23 protein-coding genes are annotated in these 24799 nt (G+C 60.6%); 7 read left to right on the forward strand and 16 right to left on the reverse strand.

Going from position 1 to position 24799, the window contains the following annotated elements; translation table 11 throughout:
- The coding region (locus tag BMX96_RS18070; RefSeq protein WP_214606873.1) for an integrase core domain-containing protein at nt 1-288 on the forward strand (288 nt) is incomplete at its 5' end.
- Here BMX96_RS18070 and BMX96_RS18075 read toward each other — a convergent pair.
- From BMX96_RS18075 to BMX96_RS18095, 6 genes are all read right to left on the reverse strand, one after another.
- Complete coding sequence (locus BMX96_RS18075) at nt 236-889, reverse strand: KAP family P-loop NTPase fold protein (RefSeq protein ID WP_091846761.1); 654 nt, start codon at nt 887-889, stop codon at nt 236-238. The two genes, BMX96_RS18070 and BMX96_RS18075, sit on opposite strands and share 53 nt — an antisense overlap.
- Nucleotides 890-988: 99 nt before the next feature.
- On the reverse strand, nt 989-1897 hold the full coding sequence (locus BMX96_RS18080; RefSeq protein WP_091846762.1) for a restriction endonuclease: 909 nt from the start codon (nt 1895-1897) through the stop codon (nt 989-991).
- On the reverse strand, nt 1894-3093 hold the full coding sequence (locus BMX96_RS18085; protein ID WP_236737134.1) for an ATP-binding protein: 1200 nt from the start codon (nt 3091-3093) through the stop codon (nt 1894-1896). The genes BMX96_RS18080 and BMX96_RS18085 overlap by 4 nt, the downstream gene beginning before the upstream one ends.
- Before the next feature lie 262 nt (nt 3094-3355).
- Complete coding sequence (locus BMX96_RS19445; RefSeq protein WP_139210146.1) at nt 3356-4621, reverse strand: hypothetical protein; 1266 nt, start codon at nt 4619-4621, stop codon at nt 3356-3358.
- Nucleotides 4618-5265 carry an SMC-Scp complex subunit ScpB gene (gene scpB, locus BMX96_RS18090; RefSeq protein ID WP_091846764.1) on the reverse strand — a complete coding sequence of 216 codons (648 nt, stop codon included), beginning with the start codon at nt 5263-5265 and terminating at the stop codon, nt 4618-4620. The genes BMX96_RS19445 and scpB overlap by 4 nt, the downstream gene beginning before the upstream one ends.
- Nucleotides 5262-6215 carry a DUF1403 family protein gene (locus BMX96_RS18095; protein ID WP_091846765.1) on the reverse strand — a complete coding sequence of 318 codons (954 nt, stop codon included), beginning with the start codon at nt 6213-6215 and terminating at the stop codon, nt 5262-5264. The genes scpB and BMX96_RS18095 overlap by 4 nt, the downstream gene beginning before the upstream one ends.
- A 125-nt stretch (nt 6216-6340) precedes the next feature.
- On the opposite strand from BMX96_RS18095, the gene BMX96_RS18100 reads away from it, so the two are divergent.
- On the forward strand, nt 6341-7459 hold the full coding sequence (locus BMX96_RS18100; RefSeq protein ID WP_091846804.1) for a tyrosine-type recombinase/integrase: 1119 nt from the start codon (nt 6341-6343) through the stop codon (nt 7457-7459).
- Nucleotides 7460-7467: 8 nt separating this feature from the next.
- On the opposite strand, the gene repC is transcribed toward BMX96_RS18100, so the two are convergent.
- The 3 genes from repC to repA form a co-directional block, all read right to left on the reverse strand.
- Nucleotides 7468-8751 carry a plasmid replication protein RepC gene (gene repC, locus BMX96_RS18105; protein ID WP_091846766.1) on the reverse strand — a complete coding sequence of 428 codons (1284 nt, stop codon included), beginning with the start codon at nt 8749-8751 and terminating at the stop codon, nt 7468-7470.
- Between the two features lie 160 nt (nt 8752-8911).
- On the reverse strand, nt 8912-9907 hold the full coding sequence (gene repB, locus BMX96_RS18110; RefSeq protein WP_091846767.1) for a plasmid partitioning protein RepB: 996 nt from the start codon (nt 9905-9907) through the stop codon (nt 8912-8914).
- A 103-nt stretch (nt 9908-10010) separates the two neighbouring features.
- Nucleotides 10011-11222, reverse strand: coding sequence for a plasmid partitioning protein RepA (gene repA, locus BMX96_RS18115; protein WP_091846768.1), 1212 nt, complete (start codon nt 11220-11222; stop codon nt 10011-10013).
- A gap of 874 nt (nt 11223-12096) precedes the next feature.
- Between repA and BMX96_RS18120 the strand changes: the two genes are divergently transcribed.
- Both BMX96_RS18120 and BMX96_RS18125 read left to right on the forward strand, forming a co-directional pair.
- Nucleotides 12097-12438: a hypothetical protein gene (locus BMX96_RS18120; RefSeq protein ID WP_091846769.1), complete on the forward strand. Its 342-nt coding sequence runs from the start codon at nt 12097-12099 to the stop codon at nt 12436-12438.
- Nucleotides 12439-12630: 192 nt separating this feature from the next.
- Nucleotides 12631-13293, forward strand: a complete 663-nt coding sequence (locus BMX96_RS18125; RefSeq protein WP_091846770.1) for a L,D-transpeptidase — start codon at nt 12631-12633, stop codon at nt 13291-13293.
- 48 nt (nt 13294-13341) lie between these two features.
- Here BMX96_RS18125 and BMX96_RS19990 read toward each other — a convergent pair whose 3' ends face one another.
- Entirely contained in the window at nt 13342-13608 is a 267-nt protein-coding gene (locus BMX96_RS19990) for a hypothetical protein (protein ID WP_071675783.1), read from the reverse strand.
- Nucleotides 13609-13788: 180 nt separating this feature from the next.
- Here BMX96_RS19990 and BMX96_RS18135 point away from each other — a divergent pair, with 180 nt between their 5' ends.
- A complete protein-coding gene (locus tag BMX96_RS18135) occupies nt 13789-16140 on the forward strand; it encodes a heavy metal translocating P-type ATPase (protein ID WP_236737135.1) in 2352 nt (783 codons plus the stop codon).
- Between the two features lie 66 nt (nt 16141-16206).
- The gene (locus BMX96_RS18140; RefSeq protein WP_091846772.1) at nt 16207-16716 is read left to right on the forward strand and encodes a L,D-transpeptidase family protein; all 510 of its coding nucleotides are present in this window, start codon (nt 16207-16209) and stop codon (nt 16714-16716) included.
- A 35-nt stretch (nt 16717-16751) separates the two neighbouring features.
- On the opposite strand, the gene phnE is transcribed toward BMX96_RS18140, so the two are convergent.
- The 4 genes from phnE to BMX96_RS18160 are packed head-to-tail and all read right to left on the reverse strand — an operon-like array spanning nt 16752 to nt 21047.
- Entirely contained in the window at nt 16752-17510 is a 759-nt protein-coding gene (gene phnE, locus BMX96_RS18145) for a phosphonate ABC transporter, permease protein PhnE (protein ID WP_091846773.1), read from the reverse strand.
- Nucleotides 17510-18292 carry a phosphonate ABC transporter ATP-binding protein gene (locus tag BMX96_RS18150; protein ID WP_091846774.1) on the reverse strand — a complete coding sequence of 261 codons (783 nt, stop codon included), beginning with the start codon at nt 18290-18292 and terminating at the stop codon, nt 17510-17512. The genes phnE and BMX96_RS18150 overlap by 1 nt, the downstream gene beginning before the upstream one ends.
- On the reverse strand, nt 18289-19164 hold the full coding sequence (locus tag BMX96_RS18155) for a phosphate/phosphite/phosphonate ABC transporter substrate-binding protein (RefSeq protein ID WP_091846775.1): 876 nt from the start codon (nt 19162-19164) through the stop codon (nt 18289-18291). Before BMX96_RS18155 ends, BMX96_RS18150 begins: the two co-directional genes overlap by 4 nt.
- Nucleotides 19164-21047, reverse strand: a complete 1884-nt coding sequence (locus BMX96_RS18160; RefSeq protein WP_236737139.1) for a cytochrome c peroxidase — start codon at nt 21045-21047, stop codon at nt 19164-19166. Before BMX96_RS18160 ends, BMX96_RS18155 begins: the two co-directional genes overlap by 1 nt.
- A gap of 89 nt (nt 21048-21136) precedes the next feature.
- On the opposite strand from BMX96_RS18160, the gene mntR reads away from it, so the two are divergent.
- Nucleotides 21137-21595: a manganese-binding transcriptional regulator MntR gene (gene mntR, locus BMX96_RS18165; RefSeq protein WP_091846776.1), complete on the forward strand. Its 459-nt coding sequence runs from the start codon at nt 21137-21139 to the stop codon at nt 21593-21595.
- 263 nt (nt 21596-21858) lie between these two features.
- Here mntR and BMX96_RS18170 read toward each other — a convergent pair whose 3' ends face one another.
- Nucleotides 21859-22857, reverse strand: a complete 999-nt coding sequence (locus BMX96_RS18170; RefSeq protein ID WP_091846777.1) for a cytochrome c oxidase assembly protein — start codon at nt 22855-22857, stop codon at nt 21859-21861.
- Nucleotides 22854-24791 carry a penicillin acylase family protein gene (locus BMX96_RS18175; RefSeq protein ID WP_091846778.1) on the reverse strand — a complete coding sequence of 646 codons (1938 nt, stop codon included), beginning with the start codon at nt 24789-24791 and terminating at the stop codon, nt 22854-22856. The genes BMX96_RS18170 and BMX96_RS18175 overlap by 4 nt, the downstream gene beginning before the upstream one ends.
- Nucleotides 24792-24799: the final 8 nt, after the last annotated feature.

Raw genomic sequence — 24799 nt, forward strand, 5'->3', positions numbered from 1 at the left:
ACGGAACTAACCGGCATGGCTGTTCTGAGATGGTGCCAGGAGACCCGGATCGATTGGCACTACATCGCGCCCGGAAAGCCCATGCAGAATGCCTTCGTTGAGAGTTTCAACGGCAGCTTCCGGGACGAGCTATTGAACGAAACCCTGTTCACGTCGCTGGCCGAAGCCCGCGCGACAATCATCGCATGGAAGGAGGACTACAACCACAACAGACCCCACTCGTCCCTCGGCAATCTCACGCCGCAGGAATTTGCCATGAAATCGAGACTGGAAACCAGGGCCGCATGAGGCCAGAAATCAACCGACGGATTCTCCAAAAGGCTGGAGGGAAGTCGGGTCTCAGGTCAGCCGGTAGGGTTTCGGCATCAGGGTCGTTGAGGCAATCCGTGACGTTTTTGACGTACCCTGTCACGTCGCCGACAGTGATTTCGGAACCGTCGGCGAGGAGTTTCTTGCCCTGTTCCATAAGTCCGCCGAGCATGTCCGGCGACGGGATACCTGTGAGACCGGTAAGGGCGAGGCCGCCGGCCTTGGATGCGACCTTCATAAGGTCGACGCGCTTCAAGAGCTTCTTTGATGCGTCCTTCAGCTTTGTTGTGAGCGCCCGATCCCGCAGCAATTGTTCTACAATCGTTTCGATGATGACGGTCTTTGCGTCTTCGAGGCCCTGGAAGAGCCAACCGTTAAACCGAACAACTGATGTCCGATCATCCTCCGAAAACGCTTCCTCCAGCATGAGCAACACGCTCGACTTTCCCGCGCCCCAATCCCCGTGGACACCCACCGTGAGAGGTTCGGTCCCCGAGTCTCTGATCACTTTCGCGACCGTGGCCGAAACGGCCTCGGAGTAGATCATGTCAACGGCGGTCTCATTGTCAGGTATGATCATGGAAGTTCTTTTCCGTAGAATGTCGTATTTTCAATGCTATCGCTTTGCGCGGCTCGTTAAGTCTCGGCATCTGTTCGCGACCCTTGGCTTTACTATATCTCATGGCAGCAAATCCCGAACGGGGACGAATGCCTGGTTGGTCTCGGCCGCCCGGCGCAGCTTTTCGTCAAGAACATCGATCAATGAGAGACGGTTATGAACGACCTGGTGTAGGTCTAAACCATCGGCACAAATTATGTTCGTTCGCCTACCTGTCTTGAAGGCCTTAAGGCCGTCTTCTGAAAACCCCGAATTACTGATGAAGAGGCCGCGCGTCCACGTCGCCTTGCCCGAGACTTTGCCGGAAAATGTCAACAGTTCGGCTTGCCCCGTGAGACCGGCTTGCCATTTGGCTTCGACGAGATACGTCTCGCCGTGCAGCTTGAAGCTTCCGTCAATCTGTTCGCCCGTTAGTTTGAAAGGTGATCGCGGCGTGAGCCCATATGCGGCAAAAAGCTCTGTGAGAAATCGTTCATACTCATACCCACGACGCTGTGGGGCATGTTCGAAGAGGCCGATCAGACGGTCTGATAACGTCTTGGCCAGTTCGTCCGAAACCGTGGCCGCCTTCGGTTTCGGGCTCTCATCCGACTCGGGCAAGTCTCCTGGCAAGGAATCAAGGAACGCGGGGTCGTTGAGCTCGGGAACCTTAAGTGACAAACGGAGGAGGAGCACATTCAACTCGCTCACCTCTGCACGGGTGAGCGGCTCTCCCTTGCCTCTCCGCCAAGTCATCGATTGCCTTACGATCGACAGCATCAGCGAGCTGAATTTGTGCCTCCTCTGATCGAGTGTTGACGACAACAGCTGTACGATCGCCGGTCGCTTGCTACCGCCGACCCAGGAGTCCTCGCATTGGACCTTCGCTGCCGCCAAAGGGAATGCGGTCCGGGAATTACCGCTCCCCGGTAAGAAGTTGTAGAGCAGGTCCGCGAGATCCTCGACGCATTGTTCCTCTGCAAGGTTCATTGGCTACCCCACAGACATGACAGCGGGGCCGCGAACATGTTTTCGCCGAATGGGACTACCTTATCGTGATCATAGAGCACCATGCCTTGGACGAACTTGGCGCCGCAAGCGTCCGCCAGTTTGCGCATTCCCGAAAAGTCCGCCGCCGAAACGGTTGCGGATGACTTCACTTCGATACCGACCACTTCGCCACGACGGTTCTCCAACACGATGTCGACCTCGTTTTTGTCCTTGTCCCGGAAATGAGAGAACGTGCATCTCTGCTCGCTCCAACTGGCGATCTTTCGCAGCTCGCTGAACACGAAGGTCTCCAGGATCGCGCCAAAACTCGTTTTGTCCCTACGGACTACGTCCGGCGAGATATCCCGCATCGCGGCGAGGAGTCCCGCATCGAGAAAGTGTAGTTTCGGCGACTTTGTGAGACGTTTCAGGCGATTTGTGAACCAGGGCTGGAGCGTGTGAACGAGATAGAGGCTCTCGAAGACGCTCACATATTTCTGCGTAGTGACGTGGTTGAGGTCGAGACCTGCCCCGATCCCGGTGTAGTTGACCAACTGCCCTGCGTGCTCGGCGAGCGCCGACATCAGTCTTGGCATGATGGCAAGTTGTTCGATCTGTGCGACGTCTCGGACATCTCGTTGGACGATCGCGTCGAGATAGCCGTGATACCAATCCTGCTTTCTCGACCATCGAACGCGACCGAGGGCTTCGGGATAGCCGCCCGAAAGGACGTTTTCTATAAGGTCGTCCCCGACAATCATGTTACCGGTGTTTGGCGTTTGTCCCGCAAAGGCCTGATCAATAAATCTCGTTTTTGTCCCAAAGATCTCCGCCTGCGATAGTGGGAATAGCCGAACGACCTCCATACGACCCGCGAGAGAGTCCGCCACTTTTGGTATGGTCATCAGGTTGGCCGAACCCGTCAGGAGGAACCTGCCCGGTGTCTTGTCGTCATCGACCAGGTTTTTGATGGCCAGCAGAAGGTCGGGCGCGCGTTGGACCTCATCAATGACGGCGCGGTCCAATCCGCGGACGAACCCGACCGGATCATCGATCGCCGACCGCAAGACGTTGGCATCGTCCAATGTCAGAAACGGGATCTTGTCCGACGCGATTTCGGTCGCAAGCGTCGTTTTGCCGGACTGACGCGGCCCCGATATGAGAACCACACGGGTGTCCGAAAGTGCCTCTTCCACCCTGGCCTTGGCAAATCTTGGATACATCGGCGTACGGCTCCCTTCGACCGATTGAAAGTACGCGCCCGACCGATTGAAAGTCAAGCTTCGACCAATTGAAAGCGTGTTGGCGACCGGTTGAAGACTTCAACGCCGACCATCTGAAAGAGGAGCCCCGACCGACTGAAAGGCACCATGCTCTAACTCACTGGAGCGATCCGCCTCGGCTGAGTCCCTACCCGTAAACATTCTCGCAGAGAGACAGGGAGCGAGTTATGTACTCTCAGTTGCGCAGCCGGACCTCGCGGTAGCGCCTGAATTCTTCGGCATCCACGAGCTGATGACCGAATGCGTCCAGAAGCTCATTCCAGGCACCATGCAAGAATTCGATACGGTCATCTGAAGTCCAATCGGTACGAGTCTCATCACATAGAATCCCCGCCTTACGAGACCTCATAGGCCTATATCCCTGTTGAACCCTCCAGAGCGCGCCCTTCATACCTTCGATTCCCAAGATAACGCGTCGGCGGCCGGAGGCTCCGAGCGCATCAAGACATGCTGAGCCACTCTCCAAACCTTTTGCCCAGTTCGAAAGCAATCGCGCATACGAGATGTAAGTCTTGCCCTGATCCTGCCCAAAGGCTGTTCCGTCGGACATCCAAACCTCTCCGGTCTCCTCCATGTAGGCCGCAAGGTTACGCGCTCGGCATGTACCGTCCTCATCGCGACCCGCGAGCCAATAGCTGATAAATCCCTGCTCGAAGACTCCAAAATTCCCACCACCCGCACCTGCGTATGGTGCCCAAAGTCGCGCACCGTCTGGTAAGTGTTCAACTGTCGCAATTGGCGGGAATCCGTCTGGATACCCCTCGGGAATGATACGAAGCCAGGCTCGTGAAAGCTGATGGGGACGAACTCTAAGATCTTCATCAAAAGTGTCTTCGTGAAGTACTGGCCAATCGGATTGCCAAAGCCCGGGTGATTGCGGGTCACTGGAGACTCCCTTGATCGGAACAGCGGCGCGTCGTTCACCGCGAACACCTTCCACGTTCGTCCGGATGGCGGCAGTCAGTTCGTCGGTAAGGGCCCTCCTGACATCGCGGCGGCTTGCATTGCTAGCACCCTCTTCCAGTTCATATGTCAAAATCCGCCGATGTCGTATATCGAATGGCAGATCTTCCACCGAAATCCCGCCCGCAGTATTCAAAACGGCGATTATTCTGCCAAAACCCAAAGCCTTAAGGGCGAAGCCGAGCTCGACCATCACGTTCGGATTGGGTAGGGCCTTCCCGCTCTCTGCCGTCGCGATCGGTGTGACGTCCGCAACCATGACAGTGCAGTCAGTGATCTTTTCGAAGATCGTCTGGCTTATGTCAGCCATACCCGGAGTGGACCTAGTGTCATGATCCAAGTTGATCCGTGGTGCATCCTCGACATCGAGCAGATCGCTCACCCTATCGACCGCGACCTCGAGCGCATTGCGTAGAAACTGCCGATTGATGCTTGCGGGCAGGTCGTTCTGCCATGACCAAAAAACTGTATCACTCACCTGGTCTTGTCCTGAGTTTGGGAAGGTGAACCGCCTGCGTGTTGAAAGTCAGATGTGATCTCGATGTCTGGCAAATCCCGCAAGCTTTGTAGATCAAACGTCACCAGAAACGTCTCCGTCGTCACGAAGGTATGCGGCGCGCCCGGCCGCGGCGAGCGCGGTCCGCTGGCGATCAGATCCTTGTAGCGCAGTCGGGCTAGCAGATCGCGGCTGACCTCCTTGCCAAAGATGCTGGCGAGCCCCGCCCGATCGATCGGCTGATGATAGGCGATCGCGCAGAGCACCCCCATCTCCATCTCGGTAAATCCAAGCGATTGCTCTCCCAGATCGGCAGCGGCCTTGATCGCGTCGGCGAACTGAGTCTTGGTGCGGAACATCCAGCCGTCGGCCACTTGGACCAGTTCGTAAGGCCGACCCGTCACCTCGGCCTGGATGTCCTCGATCAGCATCTCGACCGGGGCACCCTGCCCCACGACACGCGCCAGGTCTTCACGGCCGACCGGTGAGGCGCTAGCGAAGAGCACCGCCTCAATCCGCCCCATCCATTCGCGCCAGCGCAGCTCCTGCGGCAGGTCGTCGAGCTCCCTGTCAAAGGTTGCGTCGCTCTCATCTGCCAGCCTCCGTTTCCTGGCTGCGACGGTCATTGCACGATCCCATACAGTCGGAACGTCGACCGTCCAGTAAGCTCTCGTGCCACACCCAACTCAACCAGCCGGTCGCAGAACCGCCGCGCGGCCCGGTCGGTCATCGCAATAGATGTCCCGCGAACGCGCGGCGACAGCATCGATGCAGGCGCCACGGAATTTTCTGTCATGAACAGATCAACCGCTGCGTCCGATCCTTTTGCTCGCAGCCTCGGGGCAACGCTTCGAAGCGCTTCGGCGCGCCGCGCAAGGTCTCGCGCCAACCGGATCGTCTCTTGGACGGACTCGAGGATGCGCACTTGGGCTGTTAGCTCGGCCCTTTGTCCTTCTATGGTCAGGTCCCGCAGCATCGCCTTTGTCAGCCGCTGCGCAGAAACGGGCAGCACCATCTTCCAGTTCAGCGCGCGCGCCAGGACCAGGTCCGAGAGAAGGCAGGCGACCCGTTCTGCTCGGTCGTCAGTCTCGAGCACGGCGCGCAGGACGGCGCTGCAGCTCGCCAATGGCCCGCGGGTTCGAGCACTCTCCAACCCCGCGTCGATCCAGACGCCCACCTCCCCGGCGAAGCCCGCGCCAATCAGGCCAGCGATCTCGTCAGCACTACCTGTCCTTACGCGCACGGCCTCGCGCCAGAAGGCAAGCAGATCGCCATCCGGTCCGCGTGCCTCGCCTGGCGGCGTTAGATGAAAGGCGTCGCGAATGTCGGCCTCCCGCGCCAGCCGCCCTTCCAGTTTCGAGGTCGCCGTGGCTGCAGTCAGCGCCAGCCGATTGGCAAGCAGTTTCACTGGCACGCCATACCTGGCATCTCCGACCAGCTGGTCGAGCACCGTGAGAGCCGTACCGGACCGAAAGGCCACAGTTTCAAGGGTTTCGGCACTCCCCGAGGTGACCCAGCCCGGCAGTTTCGGTAGGATGGGTAAGTCGTTCCGGATAGCTGCAGGCTGGTATGTCATGACACAAGACTATCCCATGGCGGCGCTTTCTGCTACCAAATAGTGTGTAAACCGCCCCACCCTGCCGCTCTCACTCATGTCCAATAAGTTTGCATTATCGGACATGAAAAGATATGCTCAGGAACATGAACAAACCATCTGATAACCAACCCCAAAACGCGGAGAAATCGAGCTCAGAGCCCCAGGACGCCCCGATCGATGACGAGCGCGACGAGAGAGACGCTCCCGACGACGCCTCGATCGCCCTGCCCGCCCATGTGGCGGGGTCCGGCACGCTTGACCGGCTGGTCGATACCGCTCGCGACTACGCCAGGGCCGCGACAGCCGAGAATACGAACAAAGCCTACGCGGCCGACTGGAAGCACTTCGCGCGCTGGTGCCGCCTGAAGGGAACATACCCCCTGCCCCCCTCGCCCGAGATGATCGGGCTCTACCTCGCCGACGTCGCGGCGCCGACAGGCCCCTCCCCTGCCCTTTCGGTCTCGACGATCGAGCGCCGCCTCTCCGGGCTTGTCTGGAATTACGCGCAGCGTGGCTTTCCGCTCGATCGCAAGGATCGCCACATTGCCACGGTGCTGGCGGGGATCAAACGCCGGCATGCGCGCCCGCCGGTCCAGAAGGAGGCCATTCTCCCCGAGGACATCCTCGCCATGGTGGCCACCCTGCCCCACGACCTGCGGGGCCTGCGCGACCGGGCAATCCTGCTGATTGGCTATGCCGGCGGGCTCAGGCGCTCCGAAATCGTTAGCCTCGATCACGGCAAGGACGACACGCCCGATAGCCGCGGCTGGATCGAGACCCTCAAGGACGGCGCGGTCCTCACGCTCAACGCCAAGACCGGCTGGCGCGAGGTGGAGATTGGCCGGGGATCCAGCGAGGGGACCTGCCCAGTTCACGCCCTCGAGCAATGGCTGCACTTCGCCCGGATCGACTTCGGCCCGGTCTTCCTGCGCACATCGCGGGACGGCACGCGCGCCCTCGACACCCGGCTCTCCGACAAGCATGTTGCGCGGCTGATCAAGGACACCGTTCTGAACGCCGGCATCCGATCCGACCTCCCGGAAAAAGACCAGCTTGCCTTGTTTTCCGGGCATTCCTTGCGCGCCGGTCTTGCCAGTTCCGCTGAGGTCCCGGAAGCTCATGTCCAGAAGCAGCTCGGGCATGCCTCGGCAGAGATGACCCGCCGCTACCAGCGCCGGCGCGACCGGTTCCGCGTCAACCTGACCAGGGCCGCAGGGCTGTAAGTCCACGGTCACGCCGCCTGCCCGCTCAACCGGCCGTAGAAGCTGCGCTCGAGATGCAGCTCCCCTGCCCCGGCCTTCTCGATCATGCCGCGGAGATAGCCGCCCGGCGATGCCACTTCGCCCTTGGCATGCTTGTCGAAGGTCAGAACCAGCGCCGCGGTGGCGATCTGGGGCCCGAGACGGTCCTGTGCCAGGCTCCAGGCGTGTTCGGAGACCCCGATCATCGGCCTGAGTTGCCCCGCAACCCGGTGCAGATCGCCCCAATCCTTCAGGTATCCGCCCATAGTGCGCGCCCAGGACGCGAATTCCGGACAGGCCTGCATCACCGTCGGCAGATCCAGCGCCGCCCCGCGTTTCTTGCGGGCTTCCGCAACCCAGTCTTCCAGCTCCCTATCCACCCGCTCTTCCGGTGGGGCATTTGGCGCAACGCCGGCCGCGTGCTCAGTTTCTGAGCGATTACAGGTTACAGGATCAGGTTGGTTTGTAATTTGTATATGAGGGTCAGAAATGACCTCCCTGGGGTTCATTTCTTGAATCTTCTCGGATACTTGTTCGATGGTTTCCGGCATGTTTTCCACAACCCCATCCGCTCGGACGGCATTGAGATAGGCTGCCTCGACACGCTCCTGCAGCTCCCGGAACCAGTCCATGAGCCTCTCAAGCGTCTCTGACGCCGTGTGTCGCCGTGGAAGCCTCGCCAGGAGATCCTCGAACAGGGTCGTGAGCTGCGCCCAAGGGCCCTTCAGAGCGCCGCTGACGGCCGCCTCGATCCGCGCCCGGATCATACGTCGTGAGACCGTGATCTGGCGCTTCAGGCGCTGACAGAGGGCGCGTTCGGCCTGGATCTCGATATGCAGCTGCTCGAACTCCTCTGCGCGGGCCGAAAGCGGCGACAGATCGAAGCCATAGGCCTCGATGATGTGGCCTGCCTCGTTTCTGTGGCCCCAGCGTTTGCCATTGGAGCTGTCCTTGAAGGAAATGACCCCCGCCTCGGCCAGGCGCCGTGCGTGGCGCTTGAGCGCCGAAAGCGAGAAGCCCGTCTGTCCCATCAGATAGGCGTTCGAGGCCCAGACGATCGGCCGCCTTCCCTCCTCCCAGTCCTGGGCCTGGGTGAACGCCCCGAGTGTGTCGAGCAGCAGGAGGTCGCCGGCTTTCAGACCGATGTGTGCTCCCACTCGTTTGATTGCCACGAATGCTGTTGATTTGGGTACAGCTACCCGTTCACCGGCTTGGGCGAGCTGCTCCGCTACGCCAAGACCCGGTGTCGGCTTGCGCCAACCTGTATGTTTCATGCCTGTATCTCACCTCCGGTTTTGTGGAGGCAAAAGAAAGCCGTTCGCTCGGAAGCGTTCATCGTTGACAGTGATTCGCGGGAGAGATATCTTCTAAGCGACCAAACTTTTCAGATTAGCTCTCAGGCCACGCTGCTTGGGGGCTTTTCTTTTGCCTAGATCATTGGTCCGACTGCTCCTCTTTTTTCGCCAGAAAATCGCCGTAGAGCTTGTCCAGCTGGCCGGAGAGAAAGTCTCCGAACTCAGCCGAGTCCTGAGCCGTCAGCGAGATGTTGTATGCTTTTCCGGACCGACCGATGACGCCCTTGATGCGGCCTTTTCCAGCAGTCCACGTACGTTTCTGCGGTATGGAGCGCGCGCTCTTGCGTTTGGGCGCTCTACCTGCTTCGGATAGTTTGCTGTGCAACAACTCGAACCTTGAATCGCTATCCAAGTCCTGAAAACCGCCGTCGGCGATGGCGGTCTCAAGAAGTTTTTCGTTTGCGGGTTCGCTCGCAAGTTTCTTGAAATCCTCCCAGCGATCGCGACCGATCTGCTTTGCCGGCCCGATCCGCTCGATGACCGACCGCGGCACAGTCTGAGCAACGGACAGCATGCGGGAGAGCAAGGTCCCATCGATGGTTAGCGCCGATTGGATCACATCTTTGGCCTGGCCCATGTCCAACAGGCTCTTGGCAAAAAGCGCTTTCTCGATGAACGAGAGATCTGCGCGTGCAGTGTTTTCTTGTCCTTGGGCTAGAACATGCGCCACATCGTCCATCGGCTTGACTACAGCGCGCACTTTCCGACCAAGCGCCAAGGCCACGCGAACGCGCCGGTGGCCAAACACGATCATATAACGACTATCCAGTTTTGGATGCGGACGTAGCAGTACGGGTGTATCTTGCCGCCCTGCCGCGATCGACGCCATTAGCTCGTTGAATGCGTCGTCGTCGTCACTGAGACGATCGGAGACGAAGGATACGTCAATCAGCTCAGGGTCGATTTCAACAATGGTTTCGCCCTCAAGGAGTCGCTTCGAATTCTCGGCGAGACTGTCGATGGAGACCTTCATCGACTTCGACGCGCCCCGCATCGCGTAGTCAGAGCGGCCCGAGTCGTTCGACTGGTCCGATGATCCAACCATGACGCTTTTCAGGAGGTCTTTTCGTGCCATCAAACCATCTCCGTTTCAGCAAGGCTTGCCGTGGCAGTATCCGGGGCAGGGGCGGTTGCACGGCTGTCAAACCCATAGGTCTGCACGGCTGTCAAAAATACCGTCATTCGCGCCCCCAAGCCCTGTGGATCAACTCCGAAATCTCGTCGTTAACTTCGTTCAACGAAGCGATCGCGCGGTCATAGGTGGTGCGGACAAACTGGGACCTCTCGACTTCGTACAGCGTCTGCTTCGTAATCCCGGCGTCGGAAATCGCGGTAGACTTGAGAACAGGGGCCGTAAGCATCTGGTTGGGAAACATCGCTTGGAGAAATCCAACCATCTGCTTTTGGGGACCGTCTGTGGGCTCGAACCGCGTGACTAGGTAACGAAACCACTTCAGCCGCATGTTGGCCCCGGCATCGCGTATCGTCTTCATGATGCCGCCGAGCATGAGAAGAAACTGGCTCATCGACATGACGTCCAGCATCTGAGGATGCACCGTGACGATAACCGACGACGACGCGGTTAAGGCGGTCAATGTTAGATAGCCCAGCTGTGGCGGGCAATCGATCACAACGACATCGTAACGGTCATCAACCTCATCGAGGGCGCGGGATATCCTCGTAAAGAACGTCCGGCCTTCGTGTGGGTCAGTGCTCGTCAGGGCAACTGGTGTGTCGTATTCGTACTCTTGGAGCTCCAGGCTTGCCGGCACGATATCCAGATTGGGAAAGTTCGTCGGCCGGATCACATCCTGGATCGCTTTGCGATGCTCGTCGTAGCGCAAAGTTTCATACAGCGAGGGAACGTCATCGAGTTCCGGCTGTATCCCATGTAGTGCCGTCAGGGATGCCTGCGGATCAAGGTCAATCGCGAGAACACGGTGCCCTTTAAGTGCCAAATGCTGTGCCAGATGAGCCGCGGTTGTTGTCTTTCCGGACCCACCCTTGAAGTTGACGACAGACACTACATGCATGTCTTCGCCATCCTGTCGATAGGGGACGTATCTCCGCTTTCCGGGTCGACCGTGCTTGTCAAGGTAGGCTCGGAGTTCGAGCATCTGCTCGGCCGAGTAGCTACGTCGCCCGGACGACGACGTTTCAGGATCTGGTCCCTTGCCTTCGAGATGAAGCTTTTTGATCGTAGACTGAGTTACCCCAAGGTAGTAGGCAACTTCCGCCATAGAAAATTGCCGTAGACCTTTTTGAGCGTCCGGGGGATACTGCTCCTGTCGCAACATATTGAGGCGATCAGAGATCAATTCGCCTTGCTGTAGAATGATCTCATCGAAGGATTGATCCTTCGTGTCAGCCTCGAATGGCCTCTCTCGCATCTGCCCGCCCTCTAAATATCGCTTTTTCAGCGAATTCGCTCGTTAAACTGTCATCTACATGGAAATGCGGGTCTAAACAACGATTTTCGCTCGCCGGCACTGTCGATCGGTTGCGACGCACCCTCCTAGTCGCTACCCCAAGTGCTGGTGATCTTCTGGAAAGTCACCTGTATATCTAGTCAGCGCCGGCTAACCAAAGTAAACGCGCGCGATGAGCCGCCAGTCCGGCATCATCCATATCCAATTGTTTTAACAGCACTTATCCATTTCTGCACGGCTGTCAAAAGATGGCCGAGATCCACACGTGACACGTCTGCACCGCTGCTTTCCTGTGACTGAAGCCACAGTCAACGCAACGGCGTAGCATGGTCGCTTCAGTCAGTTTGGCTGGTTGCCACGCCCTGTCATCTTGTTCGCATACGCGACAGACCTTCGTTCGAGAATCCAGATTCGCACCGAAAATTTCTCAGTGCTCGGTCGACTGATTCTGGAAGTTGCAAGGCGTCTCTGAGGCACACTTGAGTCACCGCTGAACACCTTGCCACGCACGCGGGGAAGGGTAAGGTAGGGCAGGGGAGCCCACGACGAAGCTGCCTACCTCGCATCGTTGGTCGCGATCAGATTTCGCGTCACGGCCAAGCTCGACGCCGTCGGCAACTAGTGCTCGGGCTTCAGGTCCAATCATCTGTGCTGCCGTTGGACAGTAATCCTGATACCTTCAACCTGCTTTCGTATCCTGAAGTTGTGCATGTGAGCAGAAGGCGGCGCCTGGCACCCTGAACCTGCCGCCGATCAGAACCAGCACCGGATGCTCCGGGAATCGCTGATGGCAAACCAACCGGACCGGCTCGCGTCGGCCTAACGGAGAACATGCATGTCCGAGATCGTCATTCGTGAAAGCGGCCCCTTCGCAAACCGGAAACTCGCCATTGAGGTCAATGGTGCCTTGCACGGGGAGTACACCCTCGACCAGCCAGCGGATCTGGTGAACGTCGCAAAGCTGATTTTCGAACGAGACAAGCCCAAGATGGTACGTCTGAATGTCGATGGCGACATCAAACCTCATCTGGCGATGGCTTTGATCGATGCCGGCGTTGTGGTCCCGGATCCCTGGAATGAAGATGAACGTTACGACCCCAAAGCCGAAGAAGCGGCCATGCTCGCGGCGGCAATCGAATCTCATCAGCTGGACGAGCTGCCCGAAGATGGATGCTAGCGCATCCAGACGCCATTTCAGTGACTTGCTCCGCGTCATGTGCAGCATGTGTCCAATTGTCGATCTCGCGATCGAGTACTGTTTGGAACGATTTTAGGGCTCAAAAACTTCCCTTGACCCTCCAGCCGCTAGAGGTTGCATACACACTACTGCGAAAGAATAAGACCTGGTGCAGAGAGATACATTCCATCGATGCTGACAAGACGACACTTCATTCAAACAACATCGGCGTTGATGTCGATGTCGCTTCCAAGCGTGTCTTTTGCAGACACATACCCGACGGCGACCCAAAAGGCCGCGTGGGATGCAGAGGTCACACCGGTCGGGTACGACCCGGCGACAACGAACCCGTGGGATCTGCATCCGCGCTTTCTTCCGCAACGCGTTGCCGCAAATGCGGGACTAATCCCGGGAGACATCCATGTCGATGCAGTCGCACGTTACCTGTACCATATCGAGGAAGGCGGTACCGCGATGCGTTATGGCGTGGCGATCGCTCAAGGTGATCTGTATGAGCCGGGGACTTACACGATCCGACGCAAGGTCGAGTGGCCGCACTGGACGCCGACGCGGAACATGATCGAGCGAAACCCGGAATATGCCGAGTTCGCCGACGGGATGGAGCCTGGTCCGACCAATGCACTTGGATCGCGGGCGCTCTATCTCTTCGTTGGCGAACGGGACACATATCTGCGCATCCACGGAACGCCATACCCGAGGAGCATCGGTGGCCGGGCGAGTTCAGGCTGCGTCAGGATGGTCATGGCTCATATCAACGACCTTTACCCGAGAGTGAGGATCGGAGCGACGGCGTACCTGTATTCGGCTGAGGAGAGCGTAGTCGCGCAAGGGTGACTTGGTAGACCTTCGACAGACACGAACGTCTCACGCCCTATGCGGCTTTCAAGACTCCCGCGCAGTGCAGATGGGTCTGCCGCCGACGGCGCGAAGCGGAACCAAAGTCGTCTCGACCGGACCACTGTGCGTATACCAATAGCATCCATCCTCGGGCACCAAACGGGCCGAAGACAGGTCCTGGCCTGGCGCTGCCATCGCCACCACCTGATCGGGCACATTTCCGACCTCGTACCTGTCGCGATCGGCAACTGGCATTGCGCATCCGGCAAGGGAAATTGTTGTAAACAAAGTAAAAACTGTTGTCTTGCGCATATCTGCCTCATTTGCCATTCGCGATCGGACAGCCTGCTGTCTCGAAGGGACTACGAAGGAGTCCGTTCCAGCCCGGATCGCTTATCCGGCCACCCCATGTCAAGGACGTCTAACCCCTTGAAGCTCTAGTCGCTGTAGGAGCTATGTCAATACCGTCGGCCCGAATCACAAGGTGCGCCAATGTCTTCTTCCGCCCATGCCCACGATCACGATCACGATCACGATGAAGGTCGCAACGATAGCCGCTGCGGAGGCGGTGGAAACTGCGCCGACATCGCTCCAGCGGCGCCTGCGCCATCGGTCGGGCGAAGCTTTCAGGTTTCCGGTCTCGACTGCGCCGAAGAAGTGGCGATCCTGAATAAAGTCGTCGGAACGAAGGTCGGCGGTGCAGAGCATCTGGCTTTCGACGTCATCAACGGGCGGATGACCATTCTGGACAGCGCGGACCGTTTAACTGACGACGAGGTGGCGCAACTGGTTGCGACCACCGGCATGAGTGCGAAGCCCTGGGATGCAGGAACCGCATCGGAAGATCAGGCGGCCCATCTCGCCCGGCAGCGGCTGTTCACGGCGCTGAGCGGCGGCTTCTGGGCGGCCGGCTTTCTCTGGCACATCGTCGAGACAGGCATGGGCGGTGCCCTCGGGCTGTTTGCGGGTCACGGCGAAGCGCCGATGCCGCTGGCGGAGGCGGTGCTCTTCGCCGTCGCGATCCTGTTCGGTGTCTGGCTCGTGGCCCCGAAGGCTTGGTCCTCCGCGCGGCGTCTGTCGCCCGACATGAATCTTCTCATGGTGGTCGCGGTGGCGGGGGCCATCGGCCTCGGCGAGTTCTTCGAGGCGGCGACGGTGGCCTTCTTCTTCTCGCTGTCGCTCTACCTCGAAAGCTGGAGCGTCGGGCGCGCGCGGAACGCGGTTTCAGCGTTGCTTGACCTGGCGCCGCCGACGGCAAGGGTTCTCTATGATGACGGTTCTGAAGCAGACGTGCCGGCTTCCGCTGTTGCCATCAATGCACGGTTCGTGGTGCGCGGCGGCGACCGCATCCCGCTGGATGGTGAAGTTGTAGATGGGGCAGGGGCCGTCGATCAGGCGCCAATCACCGGCGAAAGCGCGCTGGTGCCAAAGGAGCCAGGCGACGAAGTCTACGCGGGAACGATCAACGGCGAAGGGACGCTGACGGTGCGCGCGACCAGGGCGGCCTCAGACACGGTGCTCGCCAAGATCATCCGCATGGTAGGGGACGCTCACGCCCGCCGGGCGCCCGTTGAGCAGTGGGTCGCGAAGTTCGCGCGCATCTATACGCCCATCGTCATGGCGCTGGCGATCGCCATTGCGCTGGTGCCGCCGCTCGTCCTCGGTGGAGCCTGGGACTACTGGGTCTACAACGCGCTGGTTCTTCTCGTGATCGCCTGTCCCTGTGCTCTGGTCATCTCAACCCCGGTCTCCATCGTGGCTGCGCTTACGGCCTCGGCGCGGGCGGGGGTTCTCATCAAGGGCGGAGCCTATGTCGAAGCCCCGGGCCGGACGACGGCACTGGCGATGGACAAGACCGGTACAATCACCATGGGTGAGCCTGAGGTGGCCGCCGTGCATCCGCTGGGCGTGGCCTCGGCGCGCGATCTTATGACGCTGGCGGGCGCACTCGAAGCGCGGTCATCGCATCCGCTGGCGCGTGCCATACTTGCGCGGGCCGAGGCAGACGGCATCGCGGTCTCAGCGGCCGAGGATACACGCACCGTGCCGGGACGGGGGCTGGAAGGAAGGGCAGGGGGCCGAGAGGTCTGGCTTGGCTCCGACCGGTTCGCCGAGGAGAAAGGGTTCGGTAGCGCCATTCCGGTGGACCTCCGTGACCGGATCGAGGGGGCCGGCAGCACGCTTGTGGCCGTCGGTGACGAGACCGGCGTGACCGGGATTCTGGAACTGCGCGACCGGATCCGCCCGGACGCCAAGGGTGTCGTCGCGCGACTACATGCGCAGGGCGTGAAGACCATCGTCATGCTGACCGGCGACAATGAACGTACCGCGCGCGCCGTTGCGGCGGAGGTCGGCATCGACGAGGTGCGTGCCGAACTCTTGCCCGAGGACAAGGTGACGGCCATCGAGGAACTGGTCGAAAGCCACGACATGGTCGCGATGATTGGCGACGGGGTGAATGATGCCCCGGCCATGGCGCGCGCGCACTACGCCATCGCCATGGGCGCCGTCGGGTCCGACGCGGCCATCGAGACAGCGGACATCGCCCTTATGACGGACGACATCGGCAAGGTGCCTTGGCTCATGGGACATTCACGCCGCGCCATGTCGATCATCCGCCAGAACATCGGCGTTTCTCTGGCGACAAAAGCCGTCTTCGTCGTCGCGACGGCATTCGGGATGGCGTCGATGTGGGGCGCGATCGCGGCGGATGTCGGCGTCTCGCTTCTCGTTGTCGCCAATGCGTTGCGCCTGCTCAACGGCCACAAGGCAGATGCGCCGCCATCCGGCGGTGAACATATTGGTGCGCAGATGGCAAGCGGCGCGCTTGCACACGGGCATTGAACCGCGACGAGCCGCAGGGTAGCTTTTGCCCCATACGAGACCTCGCTCACGAGGCATAGAGCAGTGATGAAGATCCATATTCCGCGCCGCGTCGTCTTGTTCGGTGGGCTTGTCGCTTTTCTATCCGGTTGCGCCAGCAAGTTCCGAACCTACAGCGGACCCGAGGTCACCCGGCTGCGCCTCTACAAGGCGCAGCGCCTGCTGGTTCTCGACGGCGCCGATCGCGTCTTGCGGACCTATCCGATCGGGCTGGGCTTTGCGCCTGTCGGTCACAAACAGTTCGAGGGCGACGGCCGCACACCGGAGGGCTCCTACGTGATCGACCGGCGGAACCCCGACAGCCTCTTCCATCTGTCCGTCGGTATCTCCTACCCGAACGAGGCCGACATCGCTTTCGCTGAGTCCCAAGGGCGTTCCCCCGGCAAGGACATCTTCATTCACGGCGGACCTCGGCGGGGGATCGACCCCACGAGTGTCCGCGACTGGACGGCGGGATGCATCTCGGTCTCGGATCCCGAGATCGAGGAAATCTACGCCATGGTTCGGGACGGGACACCGATAGACATCTACGCCTGATGGGCCGAGAGGCGTCTGCGTGTCGGTCGATCGCTTCAGGCAAACCGGCGGCGAAGAGCCACGTTGATGGCCTCGATCGCGATCACCATCGCGATCACGGCCAGTGTGACGCTTGCTGCCTTGTCGTACTGGAACGAGCGCACATAGGTCTGGATGTAGAACCCGATACCGCCCGCGCCGACGATACCCAGGATCAGCGACTCGCGCAGGTTCAGTTCGAACCGGAAGATGGTGTCGCGGGCGACGACCGGCGCCATCTGCGGCCAGATCGCGTAGCGGAGCCGCGCCAGCGGCCCGGCACCGGCGCTTTCCAGCGCGGCAATCGGCGCGCGGGAGACGCCGTCGATCGCTTCGGCGTAGAACTTCGCGAGCATGCCGGTGGCATGGAAGGCGACCGCGATGATGCCGGGGAGGGGACCCAGGCCCACCGCACCCACCATGAGCATCGCCACCAGGATCAGCGGGATGGCACGGATGAAAGCGAGGAGCGTCCTGACGGGTCGGTAGAGCGCCGGCGACGCCATCGTCTCGGACGCAAATATCCCGAGGGGGACCGACAGCAAGACCGCGCCCAGAGACCCCAGGATCGCTATGCGTAGCGTTTCCGCGCTGCCCTTCAAAATCTCGTTCATCACGGTCGGATCGGGCGGAACCATCCGGCCGAGGAAATCCGCGATCCGGGGTCCGGCGGACTGGAGGCGCGACAACTCGACATCGGTCGTGGCAAATGACCAGAGAATCGCACCCGCGACCAAAGCCCCGGCCGCGAAACCGCCAAACCCGCGCGACCGCATCAGGTCACCGCCCGCAGTCCGATGTCCGGCAGGGCCCCCGTCTCGCGATAGAGGTCCGCGGTCGCGACATCGCTCAGGTCACCGACCGCCACGTCGAAGGCGATCCGCCCATCGCGCATGCCCACGATACGATCGGCGAAACGCCGCGCGAGGTCGGGCTGGTGCGAGGAGAACAGCACGGTCGCGCCACGCGCGCGCGCAGCACCGGTCAGTAGCGTCAGGATTTCCGCGGCGCGGGCGGGATCGAGATTGCTGACGGGCTCGTCGGCAAGGATAAGGCGCGGCTCCTGGGCGAGGCATCGGGCGATGGCCACACGCTGCCGCTGCCCACCGCTGAGGCTGTCGACCCTACGCTCGGCCAGATCGGCGATGCCGCAATCAGCGAGTGCGGCGCGCGCCACATCCAGGTCGCGTGGCAAGGGAGATCCGAGGGCCGCGCGCAAGGGCGACATGCGGCCAAGGCGCCCGTTCAGAACGTTTCGCAGCACTGACGAGCGTTCGACCAGCGCGAATTCCTGAAAGATAAAGCCGATTTCAGGCCGGCCAGCGCGCGGCGGTGGATGATCGGGGTCGAGCGGCGCGCCCAGGACCGAGACCCGACCGCGCCAGCCACGAAGCCGCCCGTCGAGCAAGGCCAGTAGCGTCGTTTTCCCTGCGCCCGAGGGTCCGAGCAGCGCGGTGCTTTCGCCTGCAGGCACCATGAGCGACACATGGTCCAATGCCGGTAGCCCGGCGCCCGGATGGACAAAGCTCAGATCACCTATTTGCGCCGCGGCGCTCACTCGAGGAGCCCGTAGCGGCGGGCCATGTCGCGCACCCCGTCATAGGCAGCGGGGTCCGCTCGGACATAGCCGTCGGGTCCGTAGAGGTAGCGCAGCAGGTCGCGGTTGCTGGCTTCGTTGAGGCGCATCATCGCATCGACGAACCGCGACCGGAGATCTGCGTCCAGTCCCGGTCGCGCGATCACCACGTGGCTGGGAATTGGTTCGCTCTCGGCGATCCAGATGATTTCGGCCTGCTGCTGCGGGGTGAGAAGGAGGTCGGCGTACTGGCTCGCCCCGGCGGCATCGACAAGGCCCTCGGCCATCGCCTGCATCGCCTGCTGATATCCGCCCGCGAAGAAGATGCGACCGAAAAAGGCGTCCGCCTCGCCGGGCCCGGCAACCAATCCGGCCTCGACGAACTCGGCCAGAGGATAGAGAAAGCCCGATTCCGAGATCGGGTCCGCGAAGGCGATGTCCTTGCCCCGGAGATCCGCAAGCGTTTCGATCCCGCTGTCTCTGCGCACAAAGATCCGGCCGGTGTAACTCGGCGCGCCGCGATAGACGTCGGACAGCAGCGGCACCGCGCCGATCTCGGCCTCGGCCAGCATGAAGGGGAGCGCGCCCATGAAGGAGATGTCGGCGTCACCGTTCCGCAGCGCTTCGACGGCCGCGGCATGGTCGATGGTGACGAAACCCTCGACCGGTACGCCGATCTGATCCGCCAGCCACTCGGTGATGGCCGCGATGTCGCCGAGCAGTTTTTCGGGGTTTTCCTGGGGAATGAAGGCGAGGCGCAAGCCTTCTTGCTGTGCTGCAAGCCGTGTTCCCAAGGACACGGCGCCCGCGGCGGACAGGATCAGCGTCTTTCTACGGCTCAGACGGATCGACATCAGAACGCCCTTTCTTCGATTGCGGCGGCCGCATCCCTGAACGCGGCCCAGTGTGCCTCTGCCGTCTCCCAGTCTCCGGCGCGCACGGCGGCACCGACCTGGGCCAATCGTTCGGCAAGTGCATAAATCTCGGGCCGACCGGCAAGGTTGGACATCGTGCCGGCATCGGCCGAGAGGTCCGCCGCGACCGTATCGGTCAGGAGCAGGATGTGCTCTGCGTCCCGCCGGGGCAGCAGCGTATCGAGTGTCGAAGCGAAGGTCGTCAATTCAGAGAAGGCGAGGCGGAAGGACGTGTTCTCTGCATCGAAAATCTCATAAGGCTCATCAGCCGAGCCCACCGCTTCGAGGTATGCGGTAAGGTCCGAGCGCTCGGCATCAGTGAGATCGAGCGATTTCGTCTCGTCGAACCAGTCCACGACAGCAGCGAGGGTCGGCAGCGATCCGTCATGGAAGTATGGCGCGGTGTAGGCCGTCCCAAGCAAGGTCGGCGTGTCGAATGCGCTCGCCCGCGCACCCTCGTAGGCCGGACTGGCGGACCCGATGTCATGCGACTGACGGTCGAGGAAGTTACCGTCCGGCACGTGACAGCTGGCGCAGGAGCGGTCGCCGAGTCCCGCCAATGGCCGATTGAAAATCTCTTCGCCGCGCCGCGCGGCCTCCGGTGCCGCGTCTGTCAGCCAGCCATCCGCAGCCAGCATCGAATTCGGCAGGAAGTCGAACTCCAGCATATAGGCCAGGAGCGCGTCGAGCATGAAGGGCGTGGGTTCGGCGCCGCCGAATTCGTTGACGATCACGTTCCGGGTGAAGTCGCGAAGCGATGCAAACCGACCGTCGCGTCCGTACGGCCCGGTGAAACGCAGGCCGCGCAAGCTCGGGATGTCCAGGGGATCGTCGCGCAGGTCGTTGAAGATCGGGTTGAAGAACGCGCCGTCCACGTCGATTGCGCCGGGCTGATGGCTGGTGCCAGGAATGAACAGACGCTGGTTCACGTCCGAGCGATTGTGACAGGTCGAACAGGCGATCCCGAGGTCGCGCGCCGGGCTGCCGAAGATCTGCGCGCTGTCGAACAGCATGTCGCCGTAAGCGACAAGCGGCAGGTCGGTTTCATCGATGCCCTGCGCCTCGAAATTGAGGACGAGCAGGGGCAGGGGATCCTGGTCGAAGATGTCGGACCCCGGCGGGAGGCTCGGTGGCACCTCGATGTCGCGTCCGCTGAGCAAAGCCGTCTCAGGCAGCGGGCTGAGCTGCTGCCTCGGAGCGAAGTCGTCCACAAGATAGTTCTCCACGAGATAGTCAGAGATCACCGCTCGTGCCGTGACCATCGTTTCGCGGTCTGGTGGTGTGGTGCCTGCTCCGAGAACACCGGCGGACCCTGTGCTACTGTTAAGTTCCAGCCAGGCACGGCCGATCCGGCGTGATGCCTCAGGATCGGCGGCTGCAACGCCGTCAGCGAAGGCGCGGTAGAGCTCGCGCGCGGTTCTCACGGCTTGCTGCGCACTTGCCGGGTCGTCGACGTCCAGTGCGCGGCCCAGCTCTTCCTCGATCCTGAGAGCGATCAACCTCGTCGCGGCGGCGAAGAGGGACTGCCGATCCCGTCGCGCCATTGCATCCAGTAGAGGCCCGTCTTCGATGTCGCTTTTCTCACCCAACCAGGTCAGCGCGTCCGCGGAAAACTCCGAGTTGCGGTAAGGTTCTGACCAGGCGGCTTCGACGTCGTCCCAAGGTAGCGGATCCAGATTTCCGAGAAACAACGTCAGTCGATAGGCTGCCGCGTCCGGAAGCCATGGGGCTTCTTTCGCAGGTGTCGCGATGGCCGGCCCGAACGAGACCATCGCGCCGGTCAAAGAGAAAATCACGAACCCAAGCAGCCTCCGGATCACCATGACCTCCACTACAAAAGTTAGCCATGGCTAATTTATCTACCCGAAGCAAACAAGTTGTCAATCCTTGTGTCTCAGGGCAGACTTGCGAAATGACCAAGCCGCAATCACAAGTACGCGAGATCTTTGAACCTGTGGAACGCGCGCCGGAGGCGCAGGCGGAAGGCTTTGCGATCGTGCGGCAAGCGCATGAAAGCGAGATGGCAGAGGACTACGTGGAATTGATCGCGGAGCTGATCGAGACCCGCGGAGAGGCCCGGCCGGTCGATATTGCCGAGCGTCTCGGTGTGAAGCCACCGACGGTCACGAAGAACATTTCACGGCTAAGGAGTGCGGGCCTCGTTCGCCGAGAACGCTATCGAGCGGTGTTCCTAACCGATGAAGGGCAGGCATTGGCCGAGAAGTGTCGGCGCCGGCACCGGATTGTAGTCGCGTTCCTTCTAAGCCTTGGGATCGATGAGGAGACCGCGGAACGCGATGCGGAAGGAATCGAGCACCATGTGAGCGAAAACACCTTGAACGCATTTGAGCGTGCGTTGCGGAACGCCTAAAGCGGCGGTTAGCCCCCATTCAAGCGTAAAGCACTACCTGCGTCGCGACGTGTCCGGGGCTGCGCCTTCAAATTGCAACATTGGAGCAACTTGCCATCGCCCGAATGCAACACGTCGGAAGTGCCTCCGATGGAAGACCCTGGCCCCAAGGCCTTCAAAGAAGAGATAGTCGCACTAACTTAGCGAAATGCGCGCTATTTCCCTTCAGCCAGTCCATCGCTTCATCGAATGCCAGTGTCCAATTTCGGCGCCCGATCCAATGTTCAGAGCGCATAGATGATGGTCACGACGGTAATCATGACAATCATGAACATGGCGAATGCGCCGAGGGCGAGGGTACGGCCCATGTCCCGGTTCGGCTTCTCCACTTTCAGACGCAGTTCCTCCGCGGTTTCCGGAAACTCGAGCGCCGCCGCATTCGATTTGCGCATGTGTTCGTAGCGGGAAGTCCAACGCCGTTCCTCCGCCGCGTTCCAGCCGTTCAGCACCAGGATGATTGCCACGATGAGAACCATCGACGACGGGACCCAGATTACGTAGCCGCCGATTGTTTCGTCAGCCAGGGCGCGAAGTCGACCACCGTTGGCTGCGATGATTTCTGATCCATAGAGAGGCACCTCTTTGAGCGTTGTCAGGGAGCCCAGAAAGATGTTGGAAACGATCACCACGAACCCTGACATCAGTCGAGCACCGCGCCGCGCTCCTTCAGGCGGATCACGCGGATCGAACAGCATAGCAAAGTACCAAAGCCCCGCTAGCGCCATTGACAGATGTGCCAGCGCCTCAACCGCCGCAATACGTTGTGCAAGGGCGTAGATCACCGGGATTTGCCAGACGAAAAGCGCGCCAATCAACAGGGAGGTGGCAGATGCAGGAAGCGCCAAGAATCGCGGGATGCGCGCGCGTCCAATCAGGGCAAGGCGTCGGCGCCATTCCCTTTTCAATCCGGCTTGAAGGACAAGCCAGGGCTGAGAAACCGCGATGAGAAGGGGTCCTGCCAGTCGCAGAAGAAGATGCTCGGCCTGGTGTACCGAAAACAGACTGTGCCCCAATGGCGGGAGCGGCCCATTCGTCGCGACGAGGACGGCCGCGAGGCCGACAAAGAAGACGGTTCGACGCCAGCCAGAAACCCTTCCGAGACAGCGAGCGTGTATTTTGAGCCCACGCAGAAACAGCCATGCTGTAAGGCCGACAACAATGAGCGACACCGGTGACAGCGCATCGCCGAAAGGGTCGTAAAGAAGGAAGAGGTTCGTGATCATTCGCTCTGGCCCTCGCTCATCCGAGGACTGACCGAGGTAGCCGGTGTGAGTCGCGAGAACCCGGAAGCGCCGCCACGGGCCAATGACAGATCGGTCGACATGGCCAGGTATTCGCCTTGTATCCACGAAAGAAAGAGATTGTCGTAGAACCGAGATAGCGGATGTCCCGACTGTCCGGCGGGCGCGATGTAGTATGATCCCGCTTCTTCCGATATCGACATGACCGCCTGAAAATTGCTTCCGGCATTCACAAGAAATGGACCGTCTTCTTCGAAACCAAATGACGTCGAGAATTGCGTAAAGGGATCGCCTGAAATCGGCGCTTGAAGGGACAGCAGGTCGGTCAGTAACCCACGCGAACTGATCGGCAACCACTGCATGTCCAAATTATGCTCTTCGCCCCAGCTCCAGGTCGAGGGATCGCGCCCGTATCGATCAACCAGCCAGCCAAGGGCATCATCCAGGGCCACGCGAACCTGCTCCTCGCAAGTCTCGCGAGGTGATGATGGCCGGATGTCGCACCAGATCGCGCTGCCGCGACGATCGCTGAGTACGGCATAAAGAAAGTCCGGGTTCGGACGGGACCAGAGTTGCTGCGCTGCCGGAAATTCGTCTTTCAAAATGCGCTGCTGCAAAGCCCGGACCCAGGTCCAGAACAGCAGAGGTTCCGGTGAATAGCGATCCATATCGCCATTCCACGACGCAAGCCTGTCCAGTAGTTCACGACGAAGGTCGTCCGCATCGGTGCCTTCGATGTTGTCTCTGGACTGAACGAACCAAAGCTCCTTCGCCATCAGGGGCAGGAGGGTTCGCGCCACGGTACTTACGGTGTCCCTTTGAACACCGATGGCACCTTCTGTCGAGAAGATCGATTGCCGCGCTTCAAGCTCCGCCAGTCGAATGTCGCGAAATGACAACGCTCGTACGGCTTCCTCTTTTGGCCATCTGGCAACGGTCTCTCGGTCAATGGCCAATGCCTCCATGCGCTTCGGCAACATCTCTTCGGCAACTCCAATGACATCGGTCGCGTCGGCTGAACGCGCGAACAGCTCGAGCATCGTCAGGAAACCTGCCGTCTGCATGGGTGATGCCCCCCCTGGCGCCTCCTCGTCTGGCACGGGAAGTGACCGGAAGGCCCAGGCGACGCGCACGTTGCGACCGACAATAACGAAAGGCACGCCCGGCATTGTGGCCCCTATGACCGGCCCTGTCGAAAATTGAAGATCGGCGAGATACCATTCCGAGGGCAGCGAAAGGGAACCGCTGATATCGGCGGCGAGAATTGGCGTCCCGGTAGCGGTTCGCTCACCGTCCATCGCCCATGCATTGAGGCGCTGCTGCGGATCAGTGGCAAACAGTTCGAGCACTCGTGGGCGATCGGCCGGTATAATTGCACTTGATATGCTCGGCATTCCTTTCCGTGCGCTCCCCGGTCGCAGGCCACTCAGGAAAGACCGGGCAATCCTCAGGCTATCGCCGGGTGTCCAGGCGTCGATCGACCGTTCGTCTGCGATCAGCAGCTCCGGCGAGCCTCTGCCACGCCCTCCTTCCGACACAAGCTCGAGCCACGCATTGACGCCAGCGGCATAGGACGCGAGCGCATCTGAGACCGCTGGCGCAACGGACAATGTCTCATCGGATGGCCAAGAAGCGTCGGCCATTCGCCTTGCCCTTAACAGCTGACCGAGCCTGTCTTGGGCATGAACGAATCCGATCGCGAAATAGACATCCGCGGCGGAACTCGCGGTAATGTGCGGGATTGCCGAGGAATCTCGCAGAATATCGACCGGTCCACCTAAGCCTGCGATCGTGAAGTCCTCGTTGTAGTCGGGAATGGATGCGCTCAGAAGAAAATAGATCAACCCGGAACCAACCGACGCCGTGATGCAGATCGCCAGAAACCCGTACAGCAATATTTTGAAAAGACGTCGCAAGTCGGTGC

The sequence above is a fragment of the Palleronia pelagia genome, assembly GCF_900110115.1.
Lineage (GTDB): Bacteria > Pseudomonadota > Alphaproteobacteria > Rhodobacterales > Rhodobacteraceae > Palleronia > Palleronia pelagia.

What these genes read in the sequence shown, in the direction of transcription:
- BMX96_RS18155 (WP_091846775.1), bottom strand. Translation starts at nt 19,164, where the DNA reads ATGTCGATCCGTCTGAGCCGTAGAAAGACGCTGATCCTGTCCGCCGCG.
- BMX96_RS18080 (WP_091846762.1), bottom strand. Translation starts at nt 1,897, where the DNA reads ATGAACCTTGCAGAGGAACAATGCGTCGAGGATCTCGCGGACCTGCTC.
- BMX96_RS18170 (WP_091846777.1), bottom strand. Translation starts at nt 22,857, where the DNA reads ATGATCACGAACCTCTTCCTTCTTTACGACCCTTTCGGCGATGCGCTG.
- BMX96_RS19990 (WP_071675783.1), bottom strand. Translation starts at nt 13,608, where the DNA reads ATGCGCAAGACAACAGTTTTTACTTTGTTTACAACAATTTCCCTTGCC.
- BMX96_RS18075 (WP_091846761.1), bottom strand. Translation starts at nt 889, where the DNA reads ATGATCATACCTGACAATGAGACCGCCGTTGACATGATCTACTCCGAG.
- repC (WP_091846766.1), bottom strand. Translation starts at nt 8,751, where the DNA reads ATGAAACATACAGGTTGGCGCAAGCCGACACCGGGTCTTGGCGTAGCG.
- BMX96_RS18160 (WP_236737139.1), bottom strand. Translation starts at nt 21,047, where the DNA reads ATGGTGATCCGGAGGCTGCTTGGGTTCGTGATTTTCTCTTTGACCGGC.
- phnE (WP_091846773.1), bottom strand. Translation starts at nt 17,510, where the DNA reads ATGCGGTCGCGCGGGTTTGGCGGTTTCGCGGCCGGGGCTTTGGTCGCG.
- repB (WP_091846767.1), bottom strand. Translation starts at nt 9,907, where the DNA reads ATGGCACGAAAAGACCTCCTGAAAAGCGTCATGGTTGGATCATCGGAC.
- BMX96_RS18135 (WP_236737135.1), top strand. Translation starts at nt 13,789, where the DNA reads ATGTCTTCTTCCGCCCATGCCCACGATCACGATCACGATCACGATGAA.
- BMX96_RS18100 (WP_091846804.1), top strand. Translation starts at nt 6,341, where the DNA reads ATGAACAAACCATCTGATAACCAACCCCAAAACGCGGAGAAATCGAGC.
- scpB (WP_091846764.1), bottom strand. Translation starts at nt 5,265, where the DNA reads ATGACCGTCGCAGCCAGGAAACGGAGGCTGGCAGATGAGAGCGACGCA.
- BMX96_RS18095 (WP_091846765.1), bottom strand. Translation starts at nt 6,215, where the DNA reads ATGACATACCAGCCTGCAGCTATCCGGAACGACTTACCCATCCTACCG.
- BMX96_RS18120 (WP_091846769.1), top strand. Translation starts at nt 12,097, where the DNA reads ATGTCCGAGATCGTCATTCGTGAAAGCGGCCCCTTCGCAAACCGGAAA.
- BMX96_RS18125 (WP_091846770.1), top strand. Translation starts at nt 12,631, where the DNA reads ATGCTGACAAGACGACACTTCATTCAAACAACATCGGCGTTGATGTCG.
- repA (WP_091846768.1), bottom strand. Translation starts at nt 11,222, where the DNA reads ATGCGAGAGAGGCCATTCGAGGCTGACACGAAGGATCAATCCTTCGAT.
- BMX96_RS18140 (WP_091846772.1), top strand. Translation starts at nt 16,207, where the DNA reads ATGAAGATCCATATTCCGCGCCGCGTCGTCTTGTTCGGTGGGCTTGTC.
- mntR (WP_091846776.1), top strand. Translation starts at nt 21,137, where the DNA reads ATGACCAAGCCGCAATCACAAGTACGCGAGATCTTTGAACCTGTGGAA.